Origin of the sequence: Tsukamurella sp. 1534 (genome assembly GCF_000312385.1) — a bacterium.
Classification (GTDB): Bacteria; Actinomycetota; Actinomycetes; order Mycobacteriales; family Mycobacteriaceae; genus Tsukamurella.
In genome coordinates this window covers 1,988,517-2,009,059 of record NZ_HE997626.1, presented here as the reverse complement: position 1 = coordinate 2,009,059, position 20,543 = coordinate 1,988,517, and the positions used below count along the sequence as shown (strand labels likewise).

The window sequence follows — 20,543 nt, the reverse complement described above, 5'->3', positions numbered from 1 at the left end:
CGACGCGCCCGCCTACGGTCTGAAACAGGTTCTACTTGACTGGTCCATATTTGTACCACCATCGGAGGTCGGATGTACAGCGAGCCGCTCACGCGGGCCATCGAGGAGGCCGAGGCCGTCGTCGCCGCGGCGCCCCACATCGAGAACGAGGCCGACCTGCTGGAGGGCATGCAGTACCTGGCCCAGGGCGTCGCCGCCTGCGTGCACGGCGCGTTCCACTTCGACAAGGACCACCCGTTCCTGCTCAGCGGCACGGGGCCGTTCACCAAGATGGGCCTCGACAACCCGGACACGCTGTACTTCGGCGCCCGCGTCGACGGCGCGCACGAGTACGTGGTCACCGGGCGCCGGGGAACGACCTGCGACATCAGCTTCCAGGTTCTCGGCGGCGGCGAGTACACCGACGACAACGTGCCGGCCAGCACCGTCGCCTTCGACGACCGCGAGCTCACCGTCGACGACGACGGTCGGTTCGAGGTGCGGTTCGGCCCCGGCGAACCGGGCCCCGGCTACTACCGACTGCCGCCTGGTAAGGCGCAATTGGTGATCCGCGAGGTGTTCGACGACTGGTCCGCCCGCCGGAGCACGTTCGCGATCGCCCGTGCCGACACCGCGGGCACACCTCCGCCGGCGCTCACCGAGGAGCTGCTCCGCAAGCGGTACGCCGCCGCGGGCAAGCAGCTGGTGAACCGGGTCAGGACGTGGCTGCAGTTCCCCAAATGGTTCTACGATCCGCTCCCGGTGAACACGCTGACGGCACCGAGGCTCACCCCCGGCGGCCTCGCCACGCAGTACTCCTCGGTGGGCCACTACGAGCTCGGTGATCACGAGGCGCTCGTCATCACCGTGCCGCGGGGCGACGCCCCGTACCTGGGCTTCCAGCTGGGCAGCCTCTGGTACATCTCGCTCGACTACATCCACCACCAGACCTCGCTCAACGGCAGCCAGGCGCAGGTGGACCCGGACGGGATGATCCGGATCGTGGTGGCTGAGAAGGACCCCGGCGTCGTCAATTGGATCGAGACGCTGGGCCACCGGCGCGGCTACCTCCAGTTCCGGTGGCAGCGCACGGCGCGCGAGCTGACGGCGAAGGACGGCCCCACGGCGCAGGTGGTGCCCGTCTCCGAGGTCGCCTCCCATCTCCCCCACTACGAGGACAACAGGATCGACAACGACGCCCGGCGCGCGCGGATCGCGGAGCGGCAGAGGCTGATCGGCGAGAGGATGGTGGGCTGATGACGGGGCTCGGACTCGACGGGAGGGTCGTCGTGATCGCGGGCGCCGGCCCGGCGCTCGGCGCCACCCTGGCGCGGAGGTTCGCGGAGGAGTCGGCGACGGTCGTCCTGGTCGCGCGGAACGCGGAACGCCTGGAGGCGATGGCCGCCGAGGTGCCGGGAGCGGTGGCCGTGGCCGCCGACATCACCGACGAGGAGTCGATCGCCGCGCTGGCCGCCACGGTGCGGGAGCGGTTCGGTCGCGTGGACGCGCTGATCAACAACGCCTTCACCTACCCCTCGATGCAGCGGCTGGTGAAGACCGATCCCGCCCACGTCCTGGAGAGCGTGAACCTCATGGCGCTCGGGGCGATGCGCACGGTGCTCGGCCTGCGGGAGGCGCTCGCGGCCGCCGACGGCGGCGGCGCCGTGGTGAACGTCAACTCCATGGTGATCCGCCACTCGGACCTCCGCTACGGCGGCTACAAGGCGGGGAAGACCGCGCAGCTCGCGCTCGCACAGTCCCTCGCCACGGAGCTCGGACCGGAGGGCATCCGGATCAATTCCGTGGTGCCCGGCTGGATCTGGGGCGACACTCTCAAGGCGTACTTCGAGTACCGCGCGAGCACCAAGGGCGGCACCGTGGAGGAGGACTACGCCGAGGCGGCGAAGAACTCCGACCTCAGGCGCCTGCCCACCGAGGACGAAGTCGCCTCGGCGGTGCTCTTCCTCGCCTCACCCCGCGCGTCCGGCATCACGGGCCAGACGCTCGACGTCAACTGCGGAGAATTCCATGTCTAGCAACGGATCGGGCGCCCGGCGCGGAGTCGGCACGGTGGACGACCTCCACGAATCAGCCATGCGCCGCACCGGGCTCAGCGATTTCGGCGACCCGTCGGACGGCTACCGGGAGGCCCTGCAGGTGCTGCTCGACGCGTACCGCGACGAGGCTGCGCTCACCGAGACCGGCTCCAAGATCTCGCGGGTGTTCCTCCGCGGCGCCCTCTCCGCCCGGCTGATCAGCGAGGCCGCGTTCGCCGCGCACCCCGCCCACGCGGACGTCACCGTCGACCGGCCGATCTTCGTCACGGGGCTGCCCCGGTCGGGAACCACGGCGCTGCACCGGCTTCTGGACGCCGATCCCGGGAACCAGGGGCTGCAGATGTGGCTCGCCGAGGTGCCGCAGCCACGGCCGCCGCGCGCGACGTGGGCCGAGAACCCCGTCTACCGGCTGCTCGACGAGCAGTACGCGCGGCACCACACCGAGCACCCGGAATTCATGGGGCTGCACTACATGTCGGCGTCCGAGGTGGAGGAGTGCTGGCAACTGCTGCGCCAGTCGGCGCAGTCGGTCTCCTACGAGTGCCTCGCGCACGTCCCGTCGTACGCGCGCTGGCTCGCCGGGCACGACTGGACCGCGGCGTACCGCCGGCACCGGCGCAACCTGCAGCTGATCGGCATGCGCGATCCAGGTCAACGCTGGGTGCTCAAGAACCCGAGCCACCTGTTCGCGCTGGATGCGTTGTTCGAGGTGTATCCGGACGCGCTGGTGGTGCAGACCCACCGGCCGCCCGAGACGATCATCGCCTCGGTGTGTTCGCTGGCGCAGCACGCGACCGACGGCTGGTCCACGGCGTTCACCGGTGCCACGATCGGGGCGGATCAACTGGACACCTGGGCACGCGGACTCGAGGCGTTCGACGCGGCCCGGGCCCGGCAGACCGCCGCCGGCCGGGGCGGGCAGTTCGTGGACGTGGACTACCGCGACCTCGTGGCCGATCCGCTCGGCACCGTCGGGAACATCTACGGCGCGTTCGGGATCGAGCTGACCGAGGACGCGCGACGGTCGATGGGGGCGATGCACGACGCGAGCCGCTCGGGCGCCCGCCGCCCCAACCACAGCTACTCGCTGGCCGATTACGGCCTCACCGAGGACTCGGTCCGCGCCCGGTTCGCCGACTCCCCCGCCACCGCCCGCGATTGAACACCGTTACGCAGTCGGATTCTGCGTAACGGTGTTCGACCCGGCGGGGCGGGCCGCCCGGGATCAGTGGGCGGCGGCGGGCTCGGGGGCGTGGTCGTCGACCATCGTCGTCTCGTCGAACGGATCCTGCCGGTCGAGGACGGTGCGCGTCCGGTCCAGGTCGACGGTGCGCGTCCACTTCCCGACGAGCAGGGTGGCGATCGCGTTGCCGGAGAAGTTGGTCAGCGCGCGGGCCTCGGACATGAAGCGGTCGATGCCCACGATCACGCTGACGCCGCCCAGCAGCTCGGGGCGGTGGCTCTGCAGGCCGCCCGCGAGGGTCGCGAGTCCGGCGCCGGTGACGCCCGCCGCGCCCTTCGAGGCGATCATCATGAACAGCAGCAGGGAGAACTGCTCGGCGTAGCTCAGCGGCGAGCCCATGGCGTCGGCGATGAACAGCGAGGCCATCGTGAGGTAGATGGCGGTGCCGTCCAGGTTGAACGAGTACCCGGTGGGCACCACGATGCCGACGGTGGTCTTCTCCACGCCCGCGTGCTCCATCTTCGCGATCAGCCGCGGCAGCGCGGACTCGCTGGACGAGGTGGCGACGATCAGCAGGTACTCGCGGCCCAGGTAGCGCGCCAGCTTGAACACGTTGAGCCCGGTCACGAACCGCAACAGCCCTCCGAGCACCACGAACACGAACAGGATGCACGTGATGTAGAAGGCCAGCATCAGCCAGCCCAGCTGGATCACCGCGTCGAATCCGGTGGCGCCGACCACGGCGGCCATCGCGCCGAAGGCGCCGACCGGGGCCAGCCACAGGACCATGACCAGGACCCGGAACACCAGCTTCTGCAGCACCGCGATCGCCCGCACGACCGGCTCGCCCGCCGGCCCCATCGCCTGCAGGGCGAAGCCCACCAGCAGGGCGACGAACAGCGCCTGCAGCACGCTGCCCGCGGTGAGCGCGGAGAACAGCGTCTCCGGGACGATGCCCTGGATGAAACCCCAGGTGCCGCCCGCGGCGTGTGCCTGGTCGGCGTACTTGGCGCCCACGCTGGGATCGGGCTCGATGCCGAGACCGGTGCCCGGCTTGAGCAGGTTGCCCACGAGGATGCCGATCCCGAGCGCGAACGTCGACATGGCGATGAAGTAGCCCAGCGCGAGGCCGCCGATCTTGCCGACGCTCGCGGCCGCCCGCACGGAGCCGATGCCGAGCACGATGGTGCAGAAGATGACGGGGCTGATCATCATCTTGATGAGGCTGACGAACAGGTCGCCCAGGGGCTTGAGCCCCTTCCCGAACTCGGGGGCGACGAGGCCGACGATCACGCCGGCCACCACACCGACGATCACGGCGATGTACAACCAGTGGGTGCGGTCGCGTTTGCGACCGGGCGCTGCGGGCTGTTCCTCGGTTGTGGTCACGGCTGCGTCCTCTCGTTCCTGACGGGCTGAAGTCCGTGATGATTGTGCGGCACCGTGTGACCTGCAGCACAGTTTGTGTTCATTGTGTAAACGTTGTCGTCGTGAGAACTCGTTCGCGCAGTGTGGCCGCACAGTCGTTCCTGGCCCAGATCGCCGTGCTGCTGGCCGTCGCCGTCGGCGCGACGTGGCTGGTGGTCGCGCAGGCGCGCGACGACGGCGATCGCACGGCCCGCAGCCAGACCACCGCGGCGGCGGTCGCCCTGGCGGCGTCGCCCGCGACCGCCGCGGCGCTCGCGGCTCCGGACGGCTCGGGGGTCCTGCAGCCGGAGACCCAGCGCATCGCGAAGCTCAGCGGGCTCGACTTCCTGGTGGTGATGCGGCCGGATCGCACCCGCCTGAGCCACGCCGACCCCGCCCTCATCGGCGGCAGGTTCACCGGGACCATCGACCGCGCGGTGCGCGGCGAGACGTTCACCGAGACCTACTCGGGCAGCCTCGGCCCGTCGATCCGGGCGGTCACCCCCGTCTACGACGGCGCCGGGACCCTCGTGGGGCTCGTGTCCGCGGGCGTCACCCGGGACCGGCTCGGCGACCAGGTGCAGGCGGCGCTCCCCCGGATCGTGGCCGTGGTCGCGGCGGGCGTGCTGCTGCTCGTCGCGCTGTCCTTCCTCGCCGAGCGCCGCCTGCGTCGTCAGACGCTCGGGCTGTCCGCCGACGACCTCCGTGGCCTCTACGAGCATCACGACGCGGTGCTGCACACCCTCTCGGAGGGGCTCGTCGTGTTCGACGTGGACGCGCCCGACGGCCCGGCGCCCGTGGTCAACGACGAGGCGCGGCGCCTGCTCGAGCTGCCCGACGGTGCCGTGCGCCAGGCCGACCTCCCCGCCTCGCTGCGCGGATCGGCCGACCTCACGGACGAGTTGCACGTCACGAGCAGCCGTGTGCTGCTGGTGAATCGGAGGCCGGTGAGCGGGCCCACGGGCACGCTGGGTTCGGTGCTGACGGTGCGCGACCGGACCGAGCTGCAGACGGTGCTCGGGGAGCTCGACACCGCCCGGTCCCTCGCCGACGCGCTGAGCGCGCAGGCGCACGAGCACGCCAATCGGCTGCACTCGGTGATCACGATGATCGAACTGGGCGAGGGCGATTCCGCCGCGGAGCTGGCGGTGGCGGACCGCACCGCGTCGCAGGGACTGATCGACCGGCTCGCCGGGGACGCCGCGCCGTCGGCGGCCGCGCTCCTGGTCGCCAAGACCGCCTCCGCGGCGGCCCTCGACGTGGAGTTCACGGTGGCCGACGGGACCGACCTGACGAGCGCCGGGCTGGCGGACACCCCGTTGCTCACGCTGCTGGGCAACCTGGCGGACAACGCGATCGACGCGGCGGGGCCCGGCGGCTGGGTGGAGCTCTCCGCCGGGATCGACAGCGACGGTACGTGGTGCCTGCGGGTCGCCGACAGCGGCCCGGGGATGACGGCGGAGGAGTTCGCCCGGGCCCGCGAGCGCGGCTACAGCACCAAGGACCGCAGCGACAGGCTGCACGGCGGCGGCCTGGGCCTGGCCCTGGTGGATCAGGTGGTCCGTCAGGCGAATGGGACGATCGAGGTGAGCCCGTCGCCGTCCACGGTGACGGTCCGGCTACCGGGAGGGGCGCGATGAGCGGCGATGTGCGGGTGCTCGTCGTGGACGACGAGCCGCGGATCGCCCGCGCGCACGCCGAATACGTCGGCAGGGTGACCGGTTTCGCGGTCGCGGGCATCGCGGGCACGGCCGACGGTGCGCTGCGTGAGGCGCGGGCCGCGCAGCGGCGGGGCGAACCGATCGATCTGGTGCTCGCGGATGTCGGCCTCCCGGACCGGAGCGGACTCGAGCTCGCGGCCGACCTGGCCGAGCTGTCGCCACGGCCCGACGTCATCGTGATCACCTCGGCGCGCGACATCGCGACGGTGCGCGGCGCCATGGCCCGCGGCGCGATCCTCTACCTCATCAAGCCGTTCACCTTCGCGGCGTTCGCCGACCGGCTGGAGCGCTACCGCGGGTTCCGCTCGGCGCTCGCCGGCGGCGACGTGGGCCAGCGGGAGGTGGACGCGGCCTTCGCCGCGCTCCGCGACGCCCCGTCGGCGCCCGCCGCGCCGAAGGGCATGGCACCGTCGACCCTGGAGGCGGTGACGGGCGCCCTCCGGCACGCCGACGGCCCGCTCGGGGCCGCAGACGTGGCGGCGCAGACCGGCGTGTCCCGGGTGACGGCGTGGCGCTACCTGGAGCGGCTCGCGAACGACCGCTTGTGCGAACGGATCACGGAGTACGGCGGTCGCGGCCGGCCCGAAGTGCGCTACCGCTGGCTCTGACCCGCGGCCTTCTCCTCCAGTGCGCGGTACCGGCGGTTCCGCGCCGCGAGGATGGCTCCGGCCGCGAGCGCCGCGGCGGTGGACGCCACGAGGATCGCCAGCTTGGCGTTGCCCAGCGCACCCGGGGCACCTCCGAACGTGATCTCGGCGATGAGCAGCGAGACCGTGAAGCCGATGCCGGCGAGCAGCGAGACGGCCAGGAGGTCGACCCACCGGATCGCGGGGTCCAGGCTGCTGCGGGTGAGCCGTGTGACGCCCCACGTCGCCGCAAGGATGCCGAGCGGCTTGCCCAGCAGCAGGCCGGCCGCGATGCCCAGCACCACCGGGTCCGTCAGGGCTGCAGCCGGATCCGCGCCCGAGGAGCCGACCACCTGTACGCCGGCCGCCATGAAGGCGAAGACCGGGACCGCGAATCCGGCGGAGAGGGGGCGGAACCTGTGCTCGAACTCCTCGGCCAGCCCGGAACCGGAATCGGGCCCGCCCTTGAGCACCGGCACGGCGAAGCCCAGGAGGACGCTGGCGATGGTGGCATGGATCCCCGAGGCGTGCACCAGTGCCCAGAAGGCGAAGCCGATGGGCAGCAGGACGAGCCAGGCGGCCAGGTGGTGCCGGGAGAAGGCCGCCGCGTAGCGGTGCGTGAGAAAGGCGAACAGCGCCAGCGGCACGAGGCCGAGAAGCAATGGGCCCCAGTGCACTTCGGCGGTGTACGCGACCGCGATGATCGTGATCGCGAGGAGGTCGTCGACCACGGCGAGCGTCAGGAGGAACAGCCGGAGCGCCGACGGCAGATGCGATCCGACCACGGCGAGCACGGCCACAGCGAAGGCGATGTCGGTGGCGGTGGGGATCGCCCAGCCGTCCGCGCCGGCCCGACCGGCGGTGAACGCCAGGTAGATCAGGGCGGGCGCGACCACGCCGCCGATCGCGGCGACCACGGGCACCGTCGCCGTACGGGGCGAGCGGAGCTCGCCGAGCGTGAACTCGCGTTTGAGCTCGAGGCCCACGAGGAAGAAGAAGATCGCGAGCAGGCCGTCGGAGGCCCACTGTCCGAGCGTGAGGTCCAGATGCCAGGGCGCGTAGCCGATGCGGGTGTCGCGCACCGTTTCGTAGACCCCCGAGAGGGGGCTGTTGGCGGCGATCAGCGCGGCGACGGCCGCGCCGACGAGCAGGAAGCCGCCCACGGTCTCCTTGCGGAGGAGCTCGGTGACGCGACGCGTCTCGTCCGGCGAGCCCCGCTGGAACAGAACGGGGCCGCGGGGCAGTACGGGAAGTGTGGGCACGGGTCGGGGATCCTTCGGGGTCGACGACGAGGACGAAACTGCCGACCAGACTTCCCGGCGCACCGCGCTCACACTTTACACGTTCTTTACGCTCAGGGCATCCGCGCCGACTGCCGACGCCCACCGAAAAGGCGTTGCGGAAGGGCGTGCCGGCGGTGCTAGCGTCCCGCCATGGACACCCCGGATCTCGCCGCCGCATGGCCGCCGTTCGCGGTCGAGCTGCGCACACCGCGGCTGACGCTGCGCGTGGTCCGGGACGAGGACCTCCCCGGCCTGGCGGCCGCCGCGGCGGCGGGCGTCCACGATCCAGGGCGGACCCCGTTCAGCGTCCCGTGGACCGATCAGTCACCGGAGGCCCTCCCCGCCGCGATGGCGCAATACCACTGGTCGCTTCGCGCGCGCTGCCGCCCGGAGGATTGGGAGCTCGCCTTCGTCGTCCTGCGCGACGGCGCGCCGATCGGGGCCCAGCACCTCTCGGCCCGGGACTTCCGGGTCACGAGAACGGTGGATTCGGGGTCGTGGCTGACCCGGACGGCCCAGGGAATCGGGCTCGGGAAGGAGATGCGGGCGGCGTTGCTGCTCTTCGCCTTCGATCGCCTGGGTGCCGAACGCGCGACGTCGGCGGCCATGGCCTTCAACGCCCCGTCGAACGGGGTGTCCCGCGCACTCGGCTACCGGGAGAACGGCCGCGACCGCGTGACCACCCGCCCGGGAGTCGCCGAGGAGCTGGTGCGGCTGCGCCTCGACCGGGACGAGTTCGTCCGCCCCGAGTGGGCACCTGCCGTGCGGGGCGATGCTCCCCTGCTGCGCTATGTGGGCCTGTCGGACAACGCGTCCCGCTCATAGGCGGTGCGCGCGCCGCGGTCGGCCGTGCGGGTCTGATCGGGGACCAGGAGCCGGTCCAGCAGGTCGCGCACCGGTTGCGGGGCCAGCGACTGCACGCCGTGCAGGAGTCGCACGCTGCGCGGCACGTGCACCTCGAACCGCGGCCGCACCAGCGCATCCGCGATGGCCTCGGCGATCCGCTCGGGGGTGAGCATCGCAGCGGCGCCCGTCGTGGTGCCGGCGGCGAGCGCCGTGTCCACCACCGCGGGCATCACCACGCTGAGTTCGACCCCGGACCCGCGCAGTTCGCGGCGAACGGCCTTGAGGTACCCGTATATCCCGTGTTTGGTGGCACTGTAGGTCGCCTCCCCCGCGGGGCTGAGCTTCGACGCCGCGGAGGCCACGGTCACGATGTGCCCGTGCCGCCGCATCGCCATCCGGTCAGCGGCGAGCCGGGTGCCGAGGATCGGCCCCACGAGGTTCACCGCGACCTGTCGCCGCACGGACCCCGCGCTCTCCTCGCGGAAGGGCCCCACCCACATGACACCCGCGTTGTTGATCAGCGCGTCGAGCGGGCGGTCCCCCTCGGCGGCGTCGAGGAACGCGGCGAACGACTGCTCGTCGCTCACGTCCAGGCGCATCGCCGCCGCGTGGCCGCCCGCGCCGCGGATCTCCTCCGCGACACGGGTGGCGGCCGCCTCGTCGAGGTCGCCGATCGCCAGTCGCGCACCGCGCGACGCCAGGAGCCGGGCGGTGGCCGCGCCGATCCCCGCGCCGGCGCCGGTCACCGCCACGTGCCTACCGTTCAGGTCTCGCCGCGCCACGAGCGCTCCTCTCCTCGCAGGCGAGGCTACAGCGCGGCGGGCGACGGCGCGGAGTTCTTGGCGGCCACGGAATCCGCGCTGGTGAGGTACTCCTGGTGCATCACGCGCCGGGTGATCCTCGGGGTGAAGGTGCGCCCCAGCGCGGCCAGCGAGCCGAGGGGCGTGTTCGCGCGGGTCGAACGCCGCTCGATCGCCCGCACGATGATCCGCGCGGCACGCTCCGGGCTGATGGCCCGCGCACCGTCGTAGGCCTCGGTCGGAGCGATCATCGCGGTCCGCACCAGAGGCATGTGGACGTTGCAGAACGTGACGTGGTCGGAGAGCGTCTCGGTGCCCGCCACATCGCTGAAGGCGTCGAGCGCGGCCTTGCTCGCCACGTAGGCGGAGAACCGCGCGCCGCGGGCGAGGACGCCGATGCTGGAGACGTTGACCACGTGGCCGAAGCCGCGCTCGCGCATGTGCGGCAACAGCGCCAGCGTCATCCGCACGGCCCCGAAGTAGTTGACGTCCATGGTGCGTTCGAAGTCGTGCATGCGGTCGGCGGAGGCGCGCACGGACCGCCGGATGGACCGGCCGGCGTTGTTGACGAGGTAGTCGACGTGGCCGTGGTCGCGCAGGATCCGCGCGACGGTGACGTCGACGGCGTCGCCGTCGGTCACGTCACAGACGTACGAGTCCGCGTCGCCACCCGAGGCCCGGATCTCGGCGACCGCGGCGTCCATCTCGGAACCGTTGCGCGCCAACAGGATCACCCGGGCACCACGGCGGGCGAGGGCGTCGGCGGTGGCGCGCCCGATGCCCGCCGAGGCGCCGGTGATGACGACGGTGCGTCCGGCGATCCGGTCGCCTCGCCGGAACCGGGCGGGATCGAGGTGGGAGCGCCAGTACGAGAACAGCTTCGGCCCGTACTCCGGCAGCGGCGGCACCGCGATGCCGGTGCCCGCCAGCGCCCGCCGGGTGGCCTCCGAGGTGTAGGTGGCGGTGAACCCGAGGTTCTCGAACGCCTTGGGCGGGATGCCGGCCTGCTTGAGCACGGTGTCGCGGACCAGACCCGCTCGGCCCGCCCCGCTCACGCGGATCGCGGAATCGACCACGCCGTGCGGGATCCGGCCGAGCGCGCGCGGCGCGCCGGCGGGGCGCGCGATCGCCCGGTAGACGTCCAGGACGCTCTGCGGCTCCGGGTTGACCAGGTGGAACACCTCGCCGTCGTGTCCCGGCCGGTGCATCAGTTCGACCGTCGCGGCCGCCACGTAGTCCACGGGGACCACGTTGGTGTCGCCCGTGTCGGGCAGCACCACCGGCAGAACTCCGGGCACCTTCGCCATCGCCGCGAAGGTCGGGAAGAAGTAGTACGGCCCGTCGACCTTGTCCATCTCGCCGGTGCGCGAGTCGCCGACCACGACGGCCGGGCGGTAGACGCGCCACCGCACGTCGTCGGCGGCGCGCACGAGCGCCTCGGACTCGAATTTGGTGCGGTGGTACGGCGACGGGAAGCCCTGACCGAGATCGAAATCGGCCTCGCCGAAGGGGCCGCGGTGGTCGCCCGCCACGGCGACGGACGACACGTGGTGCAGCTCCGCGCCCGTCCGGCGGGCGAGCTCCACGATCGCGCGGGTGCCCTCCACGTTCACCCGGTCGTTGACCTCGGCCTTGGCGGCCATGTCGTACACGGCGCCCAGGTGCAGGATCCGGTCGACGGCGGGCGGCGCACCGTCGAGGCCCAGGCCGGGCGCGGCGAGGTCGCCGAGCACGGGCAGCACCCGGTCGGCGCCCCACTCGGCGCGCCACGCGTCGAGCTTCCCGGCGGACGACGGCCGGACCAGCACGTGGACGACGGCCGCGGGGGCGCGCTCGAGCAGCAGCGGGACGATGCGCCGCCCCAGGAATCCGGTGGCGCCGGTGACGAGATAGGTACCCATGTGACCCTCCAGGGAGCCGAGATCCATAACTGACTTTCGGGTAAGGTTACTCGAGAGTCAGTTCCGGCACCAGGGCTTCAGGGTTGTGTGAGCAGGGTCTCCAGATCGGACGCGTCCACCAGCGGATCCTCCAGATCGACCACCAGGCGCGAGTGCGCGATGAGCCGGGCGTGCCCGGTGATCGACGAGTGCAGGGCCGAATACTCCCCCACCCGCCCGGCGTCGAGCACGGTGCCCGTGAACCGGTTGCCCCGCGGCGAGATCGTCACCAGGGACTGCCCCTCGGCGATCTCGCCGCGGCGGTGCATGAGCGCCAGCCGCGCCGACGTGCCGGTCCCCGTGGGGCTCCGGCACAGCACGCCGGGGTGCACGTACGTCGCGGACCGCGATTCGAACCGGCCGTCGCCCAGATCGCGCACGGGCCCGCAGAAGTGCGCGAACGGCAGCGGCCCCACGTCCCCCAGGTCCGGGTGCTCCTGCAACAGCCCCGGCCGCGCCGCGCGCACGAACGCGTCCCCGAACGCGGTGAGCGCGATCTGCTCGTCGGAGGTGAGCTCGAACTCCCGCTCCGCAGCGTCGATCAGCGCGTAGTAGGCGCCGCTCCACACCAGGTCGAACCGGACGCGCCCGTAGAAGGGCACCTCCACGAACAGTCCCTCCTGGGCGACGTACGCGGGCTCGCTGCGCGTGGTGATGGACTCGACCCGGTCGCCGTGCACGACGGCCTCGATCCGGGCGAGCCCGGCGGGCGACTCCAGCACCACATCCTGCACACCCTCGCGCATCGGGATCGCACCGCTCTGCAGCAGCGCCGTCGCGGTGCAGATGGTGTTGGAGCCCGAGTACATCGGATACCCCATGGCCTCCATGATGATGTAGCCCGCCTGCGCCTCCGGGTGCGACGGTTCCACGATGAGGTCCACCGACATCGCCGGATCGCCGTACGGCTCGGAGAGCAGCAGCCTCCGCAGCCCGTCGCCCTCCTCCTGGAGGTAGCGGGCCTTGTCCCGCACCGACATCCCCGGGAGCGGTTCGATCCCGGCGATCACGATGCGGCTCACGTCGCCGCCCGACTGGGTGTCGATGAGCTCCAGGGAGCGCTCACGTCGCAGCATGAGGCGCTCCCGTCTCCGCCCAGTGGCGGTCCGGGACCACCACGAGGTTGCCGATGTACTTCTTGGCCATGAACTCCGTCTGGGCCTCGTGGAACCGCGACAGCGGATACGTGCCGTGCAGCAGCGGGCGGATGCTCCCCTCCTCGATGTACCGCAGCAGCCTGCGGAACGCGGTGCGGGTGCCCTGCGAGGAGCCGTGCAGATCCAGCTGTTTCAGGTACATCGTGCGCAGGTCCAGTTGAACGACGGGGCCGCCGATGGCGCCGGCGGTGGTGTAGCGGCCCTCGGGGCGGAGGATCCGCAACAGATCGTTGAACATCGGGCCCGCGACGAGGTCCGCGACCACGTCGACCGGGGCTCCGACCACCCGCTCGACCTCGGCCACCAGGTCGCCGCCCGCGTCCCGCAGGATCACGTCCTCCGCGCCGATGTCCTTGAGCGCCTGCTCCTTCCCCGCGCTGGACACCGCGTACGGGATCGCTCCGCGCACCCGCGCGAGTTGGACGATCGCGGACCCCACCCCGCCCGAGGCCCCGGTCACGAGGACCACCTCGCCGCTCGCCAGGCGCGCGCGGTCGAGCATCTGCTCGGCGGTGAGATAGGCGCAGCAGAACGTCGCGAGTTCCGCGTCGGCGAGGGGCGCGTCCACGCGGTAGGCGTTCTCCGCGGGGACCACCGCGTACTCCGCGTAGCCGCCGTCGCGGCCGTGCCCGATGTAGTCGATGTCCGCGAGGCTCTCGTCGCCCTCGGGGCGGTTGTAGATGCTGAAATCGATCATGACCCGCTCCCCTACGCGGGCCTCGTCCACGCCCTCGCCCACCGCGGCGACGCGACCCACGACATCGGCGCCCTGGATGCGCGGGAAGGTCAGGGTGGACCGGCCGCGCCGCCAGGTGGAGACGGATCCGGGATCGGTGTCGCTGCCGTAGGCGCCCTCGCGGACCCACACGTCGGTGTTGTTCATTCCGCAGGCGTGGACGTCGAGCAGGACCTCACCGGGCCCCGGCACGGGTATGGGGACGTCCTCGCGGTGGACCAGTTGCTCGAGGCCTCCGTGGCCGACGAGCTGGACCGCCGTCATGGTCGATGGGATCGAGTCTCGGGATACTTCGCTCGGCTCCATTTCCCGATGCTACATACGCACGAACTCCGAGACCAGGACGTGTTGCGGATCCTCCGAATCGTCGTAACCCGGGTACCGGATGAGGGCGAATTGGAAGCCCGTCACCGCATCCTGGCCGGTCCGGCCGCCGTGCTCCCGGCGCACGGCGGAGCCGACGAAGCCGCGGAGCAGGCGGTACGGGACCGCGTCGCTCACGTCGCCGCGCGAGGCCCCGATGCCCACCTCGGTGCACACGTCCGAGAGGGCCTTGTCGCGGCGGCGTTCGGGGAAGAAGACGGCGTGCCGCCAGCGTCGTGCGGCGGGAGGCGAGGCGTCCGCCCATGGGCTCACCGTGCCGCCGGCCGTGGCCACCCGGTACACGACGTGAAAATCGTGCCGGGCCGGCTCGGGGGCGAAGAACCGCCAGTTGGGGATGAGCACCCCGAGCCTGTCGGCGCGGCGCACCCGGTCGAACATCTTGTTGGGGTGCTGCGCGGCCGCGGTCACCAGGAGGGCCCCGGCGAGCCCCCATTCGACCGCCCGCGCGGCGGGTTCACGCCGAGGCACGGCTGCCCTCCTTCCTCTCCGGGATCCCGGCGACCCGCGCTTCGGTCTCGAATGCGCGCACCAGCGCGGCGATCCGCAGCGCGTGCTCCTCGCGGTACAGGAGGTCGTCGTGGTCGGCGCCCGCGATCACCTCGCGGCGAGCGAGGGCGCCCGCGGCGGCGTATTCGTCCTGCAGCCGCGCGTGGACCGGGTCGTGGGCCTCGCTGAGTTCGGCGGTGACCACGAGCCGGGGCACCGCGGTCGCGGGCGGGTCGCCCGCTTTCGCCTCGAAATCCCGGAGGAGCTCTCGCCATTCGCGGTCCGCGGCCGCCCACAGCCGCGGATCGCGGAACCGGTCCACCGCGGGACCGCGGACGTGTTCGGGCAGACGGTCGACGGTGCGCGGGCGTTGCGCCAGTTCACCGAGCCCGAGGCGCATGGACCAGGCGATGATCCGCAGCGCCGCACCGAGCTGCGCGGTGCCCGTGGCCTGCACCTCGGACCGCCGGAGCTGGCCGGGGTGGCTCGCGTCGAGCAGGGTGACGGCGCCGACGGCGGGCCCCGCGGATTCCGCCGCACGCAGCGCGAGGTACCCGCCGAGCGAGTGACCCACGAGGTGCACCGGCGCGCCCGCGCCCTCGGCCCGCACGAGGTCGGCGAGCCTGGTGACCTCGGCGTCCAGCGAGCCCCCGAGCGGCGGATCCTCCGCCCGGTCGTAGGTGATGACCCGGTGATCGGCGGCGAGGTCGAGGGCGAGGTGCTCCCACGCCTCGGGGATGGCGCCGAGCCCGTTGACCAGGATCACCGTGGCCGTCGCGGCCGCCCCGGGCGGCTCCCCGGCGACGCGGTAGCGGAGCGCCCCGGCCGCGGTGCGCAGGACCCGCTCGTCGCCCCTCCCCGCCCGGACCCGGCGGCGCCGCCGGAGACGGGCGCCGTTGAGGGCGACGGCGGCGGCCGCGGCACCGAGGGCGACGGTCCGCGGGAACGCGTCGCTGCGCGGCGCACCCGCGGCGTCGGCGCCGCCGGCGCGCCGGCGCCGGTCGGTGGCGTACAGCAGCGGCGGGTACATCGAGGTGAAGGCCCAGAAGAACCGGCCGAGCCCCATCACCCGGGTGTTGGCGAGGTGGAACGTCCCCATCGCGGCGGCGAAGAACGGCGCGGGCCGGCCGCCGAACAGCAGTGACACCGGGAACAGGCACTCGCATGCGAGGACTCCCCGCTCGAGTGCGGCGGTGACCCGGGGGAAGGAGTCGAACACCTTCCAGGCCAACGGGTCCCCGTATGTCCGGGTTCGGGTCACCTCGCGCACCGCGCGCCCGCTGCGCCACGCGGGGCTGGTCAGCTTGACCCATCCGGACGCGGTGTACGACAGCGTCGCCTGCGAGGCGAGATACCACAGGCACGCGTCGACGAGCCTGGGATTCGCGCGCCCCGCCCGCGCCAGGGCGCACACCGCGGACACCATGAACGAGACGTGATCGGCACCGTCGGCGCCGAAGTGGTTGCGCGGCTGCAGGACCGCGGAGGTGACCGCGAGTGACGCACCGGCCGCGGCCCGCACCGGCGCGGGCGTGGGCGCCAGCAGTGCCGACGCGGCCGCCAGGCGGGCGATGTGCGCGGCGCGGGTCGCGGCGGGGCCGGACACGGGATCGACCACCGCACCCAGTCGCGGCGACCGCGCGAGGAATTCATCCCGCTCGATCGACCAGTCCGCGAGACCGCCGGGGCCACGGTCGATCTCACGCGTGAGGTACTCGGCGGAGGCGACCGCGTGGCACACCGCGGCCAGCCGCTCGGCTCCGCCGAGGGCCTCGTCGCGACCGAGTCGCGGTCGGCGCGAGAGAAGTCGGGAAGGACGAATCATGGTGCGCCTCCTGGGTGGTCGCGGTCGCGCCCCGCTGCTGCGCGGGGCGCGACCGTCGATCGATCGGATCAGAAGGCGCCGGCAGCGGCGGCGAAGTCCGCGCCGCCGCCCATGCCCGCCACGTCCACACCGCCGCCGCCACCGGCGGCGAATCCGACGCTCGTGACGGGCGCCGTGATGCCCACGTACTCGGGGCGATCCAGCTCCACGGGGAGGCCCGCGAGAACTGCACTGTCGTTCACCTTGGAGATCATCTCGGCCATGAGAGAACCTTCTTCCTGATTCGTGAGAAGAGTTTGCGAATGCGGGTGAACGCTCCCGATCCGCTGCTCGAATCGAGAACGGCCGCAACGTAACGCGCCCCCGGGAGGCGGTCAACGGATCTCCGCGACGGTCCCTGAGATATCCCTGAACGAAACGTCGAACGCAAATAGTCGTACACCGGCCGAGCAGCATATTTGCCGACGCACATCGCCGGAATTCCATTGCGGAACGGGGTTGCCTTATGTGAACCAGGGTGTGATGCCCACCACGTCCGCCGCACACGGCTCCGACGTCACCGCGGCCCGATTCCTCCCGGTTCCGTCAACAGCCGATTCGCCCGACTCCGCGACGCCCCGCGGCCGGACTTGTCAGACCCCCGGTGCACGCTCGGCACATGCCCCTCGAACGGCGGGATCGCGCGGAGGCCACGATCCTCCACGCCGACCTGGACTCGTTCTACGCCTCGGTGGAGCAACGGGATCACCCGTGGCTCCGCGGGCGGCCGGTCCTCGTCGGATCGGGCGTGGTGCTGGCCGCGAGCTACGAGGCCAAAGCCCGCGGCGTCCGCTCTCCCATGCCGCACCGCGAAGCGCTGGCGCTGTGCCCGTTCGCCTACACGATGCCCGCCCGGTTCGACGCCTACATGGAGGCCAGCAGGCGGGTGTTCGAGATCTTCCGGGACATCACACCACTGGTCGAGGGCATCTCGGTCGACGAGGCCTTCCTGGACGTGGGCGGCCTGCACCGGATCGACGGGACGCCGGCGCAGATAGCCGCGCGCCTGCGCGAGCGGGTGCGCGTGGAGGTGGGCCTGCCGATCAGCGTCGGCATCGCCCGGTCCAAGTTCCTCGCCAAAGTGGCGAGCGCCGTCAGCAAGCCCGACGGCCTGCTCGTGGTCCCGCCGGGCACGGAACTGCGCTTCCTGCATCCGCTGCCGGTGCGCCGCCTCTGGGGCGTCGGCCCGAAGACCGAGGCCAGGCTTCACGACGCGGGCATCGTCACCGTCGGGCAGATGGCCGAGCTGGGCGAACGCCGGCTGAGCGCGCTGCTGGGGCCGGGGTCCGGGCGGCACCTGTTCGCGCTGTCCATGGCCCACGATCCGCGCAGGGTGGAAACGGGCCGCCGGCGCAAGTCGATCGGCGCGCAGCGCGCTCTCGGGCGGCGACCGAAGTCCGAGAAGGACATCGAGGACACGGCCCTCGCCATCGTCGATCGGCTGGGCGAACGCCTGCGGTCGGCGGGGCGGGTCACGCGCACCGTCGAACTGCGGCTCCGGTTCGACGACTTCACGTCCGTCAGCCGGTCCCGCTCCCTCCGCGAGCCCACCGACGAGACGCGGATCATCCTCGTCGCCGCACGCAGGCTCCTCGCCGAGGCGATGCCCCTTCTCCGCGACCGTGGGTGCACCCTGATCGGCCTGTCGCTGGCGAACCTCGAGAACCACGGCGCCGTGCAGCTCAGCCTGCCGTTCGACCGCGACGAGCACGGCCCGGACCTCGATCTGGCGCTGGATTCGCTGCGCACCCGGTTCGGCCGCGCGGCCGTCACCCGCGGCGCGCTCCTGCACCGCCCGCTGGGCCCGGACGCCCCGATGCTCACCGAACAGGATTGAGAACGTTTATTAACATAGCGCCTGCGCGGGACCGCCCCGGCCACTAGCGTGGACGGCGGACCGAGGAGTGAGCACATGCCGACGACGACCCATCCCACCCACTGCACGCTGTGCGAGGCGCATTGCGGAATTCTCGTCACGGTCGACGGGGAGCGGCAGGTCACGCGCATCGCCGGCGACCCCGACGACGTGCTGTCGCGCGGCTACATCTGCCCGAAGGCCACCGCGATGGGCGGCCTGCACCACGATCCCGACCGGCTCCGCACGCCCGTACGCAGGACGGCCGACGGGTTCGAGCCCGTCGGGTGGGACGAGGCGCTCGACGAGGTCGGCGCGCGCCTGCGGGCCGTCCGCAAGGAGCACGGCTTCCGCGCGCTCGCGATGTACCTCGGCAACCCGGCCGCGCACAGCGTGGGTGTCGCGAACGGCCTCCTGCTGCGGATCGCGATGCTCACGCCGAACTTCTTCTCCGCCTCCTCCATCGACCAGTACCCGCACGAGTTCACCGCGTGGCGGACGCTCGGCTCGAACACGCTGGTGCCCGTGGTCGACATCGACCGCACCCGCCGACTGGTGATCGTCGGCGCCAATCCCGCGGTGTCGAACGGGTCGGTCTCCACGATGCCCGGTGCGAAGAAGCGGATCAGGGCGGTCCGCGAACGCGGCGGGACGGTGGTGGTGATCGATCCGCGCCGCACCGAGACCGCGAGGATCGCGGACCAGCACGTGGCCGTCGCGCCGGGCGGCGACGTGTACCTGCTGCTGGGCGTGCTGCACGTCCTGCTCGCCGAGGGGCTGTGCGACCTGGGCGCAGTCCGCCGGATCGCGGACGGCGTCGACGAGCTGCGGGCCCTGGTGGCCGGCGCGACGCCGGAGGCGATGGCGCCCCTCGCCGGCGTGGACGCCGGGACCATCACGGCCCTCGCCCGCGAGCACGCCGCCGCGGAGTCGGCCGCGATGTACTGCCGCATCGGAATCTGCCAGCAGGAGACCGGCACCCTGGTGACCTGGCTGATCACGGCGATCAACACGGTCACGGGCAACCTGGACCGGCCCGGCGGGATGATGTTCACGACGCCGCCGATCGACGCGCCCGCGCTCGCGAAGTTCCTTCCCGTCGGCTACCGGAAGTGGACCGACCGATCGGGGAGGTACCCGTCGTTCCGCGGGGAGCTGCCCGTCGCGGCCCTCGCCGACGAGGTGACGACGCCGGGGCCGGGCCGGATCCGTGCGATGGTCACGTTCGCCGGCAACCCCGTCTCCTCGATCCCCCACCGCGGCGAGCTCGACGAGGGCCTCGCGGGCCTGGATCTCCTGGTGTCCGTGGACATCTACGTCACGGAGACCACCCGGCACGCCGATTTCATCCTGCCCCCGCTCTCGCACCTGGAGCGCGGCGGCTTCAACTTCCTCTTCCCCGTGTTCAGCGTGCGGAACAACGCCCGGTACTCGCACCCCGTCCTCGATCCGCCCACGGGCGGGCTGGACGACTGGCAGATCCTCAACCGGCTGATCCTCGAGGTGCTGCCCGTGCCCGCGCGCAGGCTCCTCGGCCGCCCGCTCCGCCGGCTCAGCGACGCCTTCACCCCCGACCGGATGGCGGCGCTCCCCCTCGCACTCGGGCCCTACGGCGTCCTGCGCCGCGGCCGCCGGGGGCTCACCGTCCGGCGGATGCGCGAGACCGCGGGCGGGGTCGACCTCGGCCCGCTGCGGCCCCGGCTGCGGAAGGTGATCGCCACCCGCGACCGCCGGGTACGGCTCGCGCCGGAGTCGTTCGTCGCCGAGGCCCGCTCGACGCTCGCCGCGGCGCTGGCCGGCCGCGGACCGTCGACGCCCGAGGACGACGGATACGACTTGAAACTGATCGGCCGGCGGCAGCTCAAGAGCAACAACTCGTGGCTGCACAACCTGCCCACGATGGTCTCCGGCTCGAACCGCTGTTCCGTGCTGATGCACCCGGCGGACGCGGAGCGGTGCGGTGTGACCGGCGCCGAGACCGTCGCGGTCAGCTCGCGCACCGGCACCATCGAGGTGGCCCTGGAGGTGAGTGACGAGATGCGTCCCGGCACCGTCGCCGTCCCGCACGGCTGGGGCCACAGCGGCACCGGGTGGCGCGTGGCCGACGGGCTGCCGGGGCAGAACGTCAACACCCTGCACGACCCCGCCCGGGTCGACCGGCTCTCCGGCAACGCCGCCGTGAACAGCACCTGGGTGCGGGTCACGACGGCCTGACCCGG

At 72.3% G+C, this 20,543-nt stretch carries 17 protein-coding genes; 8 read left to right on the top strand and 9 right to left on the bottom strand.

Annotation, left to right across the window (positions count from 1 at the left end; genetic code table 11):
• Window positions 1-72: 72 nt before the first annotated feature.
• The 3 genes from BN39_RS09680 to BN39_RS09670 are packed head-to-tail and all read left to right on the top strand — an operon-like array spanning window position 73 to window position 3,198.
• The gene (locus BN39_RS09680; RefSeq protein ID WP_019202194.1) at window positions 73-1,236 is read left to right on the top strand and encodes a hypothetical protein; all 1,164 of its coding nucleotides are present in this window, start codon (window positions 73-75) and stop codon (window positions 1,234-1,236) included.
• Complete coding sequence (locus BN39_RS09675; RefSeq protein WP_019202193.1) at window positions 1,236-2,015, top strand: SDR family oxidoreductase; 780 nt, start codon at window positions 1,236-1,238, stop codon at window positions 2,013-2,015. Before BN39_RS09680 ends, BN39_RS09675 begins: the two co-directional genes overlap by 1 nt.
• Entirely contained in the window at window positions 2,008-3,198 is a 1,191-nt protein-coding gene (locus BN39_RS09670; RefSeq protein WP_040766119.1) for a sulfotransferase, read from the top strand. Before BN39_RS09675 ends, BN39_RS09670 begins: the two co-directional genes overlap by 8 nt.
• Before the next feature lie 63 nt (window positions 3,199-3,261).
• On the opposite strand, the gene BN39_RS09665 is transcribed toward BN39_RS09670, so the two are convergent.
• Window positions 3,262-4,608 (bottom strand): cation:dicarboxylate symporter family transporter, encoded by a 1,347-nt coding sequence (locus tag BN39_RS09665; protein WP_019202191.1) that lies wholly within the window; start codon window positions 4,606-4,608, stop codon window positions 3,262-3,264.
• Between the two features lie 101 nt (window positions 4,609-4,709).
• On the opposite strand from BN39_RS09665, the gene BN39_RS09660 reads away from it, so the two are divergent.
• Both BN39_RS09660 and BN39_RS09655 read left to right on the top strand, forming a co-directional pair.
• Window positions 4,710-6,266 (top strand): ATP-binding protein, encoded by a 1,557-nt coding sequence (locus BN39_RS09660; RefSeq protein ID WP_040766117.1) that lies wholly within the window; start codon window positions 4,710-4,712, stop codon window positions 6,264-6,266.
• Complete coding sequence (locus tag BN39_RS09655; RefSeq protein ID WP_040766115.1) at window positions 6,263-6,955, top strand: response regulator; 693 nt, start codon at window positions 6,263-6,265, stop codon at window positions 6,953-6,955. The genes BN39_RS09660 and BN39_RS09655 overlap by 4 nt, the downstream gene beginning before the upstream one ends.
• On the opposite strand, the gene nhaA is transcribed toward BN39_RS09655, so the two are convergent.
• Window positions 6,940-8,235, bottom strand: a complete 1,296-nt coding sequence (gene nhaA / locus BN39_RS09650; RefSeq protein ID WP_019202188.1) for a Na+/H+ antiporter NhaA — start codon at window positions 8,233-8,235, stop codon at window positions 6,940-6,942. The genes BN39_RS09655 and nhaA overlap by 16 nt on opposite strands.
• Window positions 8,236-8,406: 171 nt before the next feature.
• On the opposite strand from nhaA, the gene BN39_RS09645 reads away from it, so the two are divergent.
• Entirely contained in the window at window positions 8,407-9,081 is a 675-nt protein-coding gene (locus BN39_RS09645; protein WP_019202187.1) for a GNAT family N-acetyltransferase, read from the top strand.
• Here BN39_RS09645 and BN39_RS09640 read toward each other — a convergent pair.
• The 7 genes from BN39_RS09640 to BN39_RS23190 form a co-directional block, all read right to left on the bottom strand.
• Window positions 9,045-9,854 carry an SDR family NAD(P)-dependent oxidoreductase gene (locus tag BN39_RS09640; protein ID WP_019202186.1) on the bottom strand — a complete coding sequence of 270 codons (810 nt, stop codon included), beginning with the start codon at window positions 9,852-9,854 and terminating at the stop codon, window positions 9,045-9,047. The two genes, BN39_RS09645 and BN39_RS09640, sit on opposite strands and share 37 nt — an antisense overlap.
• 56 nt (window positions 9,855-9,910) lie before the next feature.
• A complete protein-coding gene (locus tag BN39_RS09635; RefSeq protein WP_040767251.1) occupies window positions 9,911-11,803 on the bottom strand; it encodes an SDR family oxidoreductase in 1,893 nt (630 codons plus the stop codon).
• A 77-nt stretch (window positions 11,804-11,880) separates the two neighbouring features.
• Window positions 11,881-12,918 (bottom strand): proline racemase family protein, encoded by a 1,038-nt coding sequence (locus tag BN39_RS09630; protein WP_019202184.1) that lies wholly within the window; start codon window positions 12,916-12,918, stop codon window positions 11,881-11,883.
• Complete coding sequence (locus BN39_RS09625) at window positions 12,905-13,999, bottom strand: alcohol dehydrogenase family protein (protein WP_019202183.1); 1,095 nt, start codon at window positions 13,997-13,999, stop codon at window positions 12,905-12,907. The genes BN39_RS09630 and BN39_RS09625 overlap by 14 nt, the downstream gene beginning before the upstream one ends.
• A 51-nt stretch (window positions 14,000-14,050) precedes the next feature.
• Complete coding sequence (locus tag BN39_RS09620) at window positions 14,051-14,587, bottom strand: DUF5819 family protein (protein ID WP_019202182.1); 537 nt, start codon at window positions 14,585-14,587, stop codon at window positions 14,051-14,053.
• The gene (locus tag BN39_RS09615; protein WP_148281456.1) at window positions 14,574-16,430 is read right to left on the bottom strand and encodes an alpha/beta fold hydrolase; all 1,857 of its coding nucleotides are present in this window, start codon (window positions 16,428-16,430) and stop codon (window positions 14,574-14,576) included. The genes BN39_RS09620 and BN39_RS09615 overlap by 14 nt, the downstream gene beginning before the upstream one ends.
• Window positions 16,431-16,498: 68 nt before the next feature.
• Entirely contained in the window at window positions 16,499-16,693 is a 195-nt protein-coding gene (locus tag BN39_RS23190; protein ID WP_019202180.1) for a hypothetical protein, read from the bottom strand.
• 395 nt (window positions 16,694-17,088) lie between these two features.
• On the opposite strand from BN39_RS23190, the gene dinB reads away from it, so the two are divergent.
• A complete protein-coding gene (dinB, locus tag BN39_RS09605; RefSeq protein WP_019202179.1) occupies window positions 17,089-18,306 on the top strand; it encodes a DNA polymerase IV in 1,218 nt (405 codons plus the stop codon).
• 75 nt (window positions 18,307-18,381) lie between these two features.
• Complete coding sequence (locus BN39_RS09600; RefSeq protein WP_019202178.1) at window positions 18,382-20,538, top strand: molybdopterin-dependent oxidoreductase; 2,157 nt, start codon at window positions 18,382-18,384, stop codon at window positions 20,536-20,538.
• The last annotated feature ends 5 nt before the right edge of the window (window positions 20,539-20,543 follow it).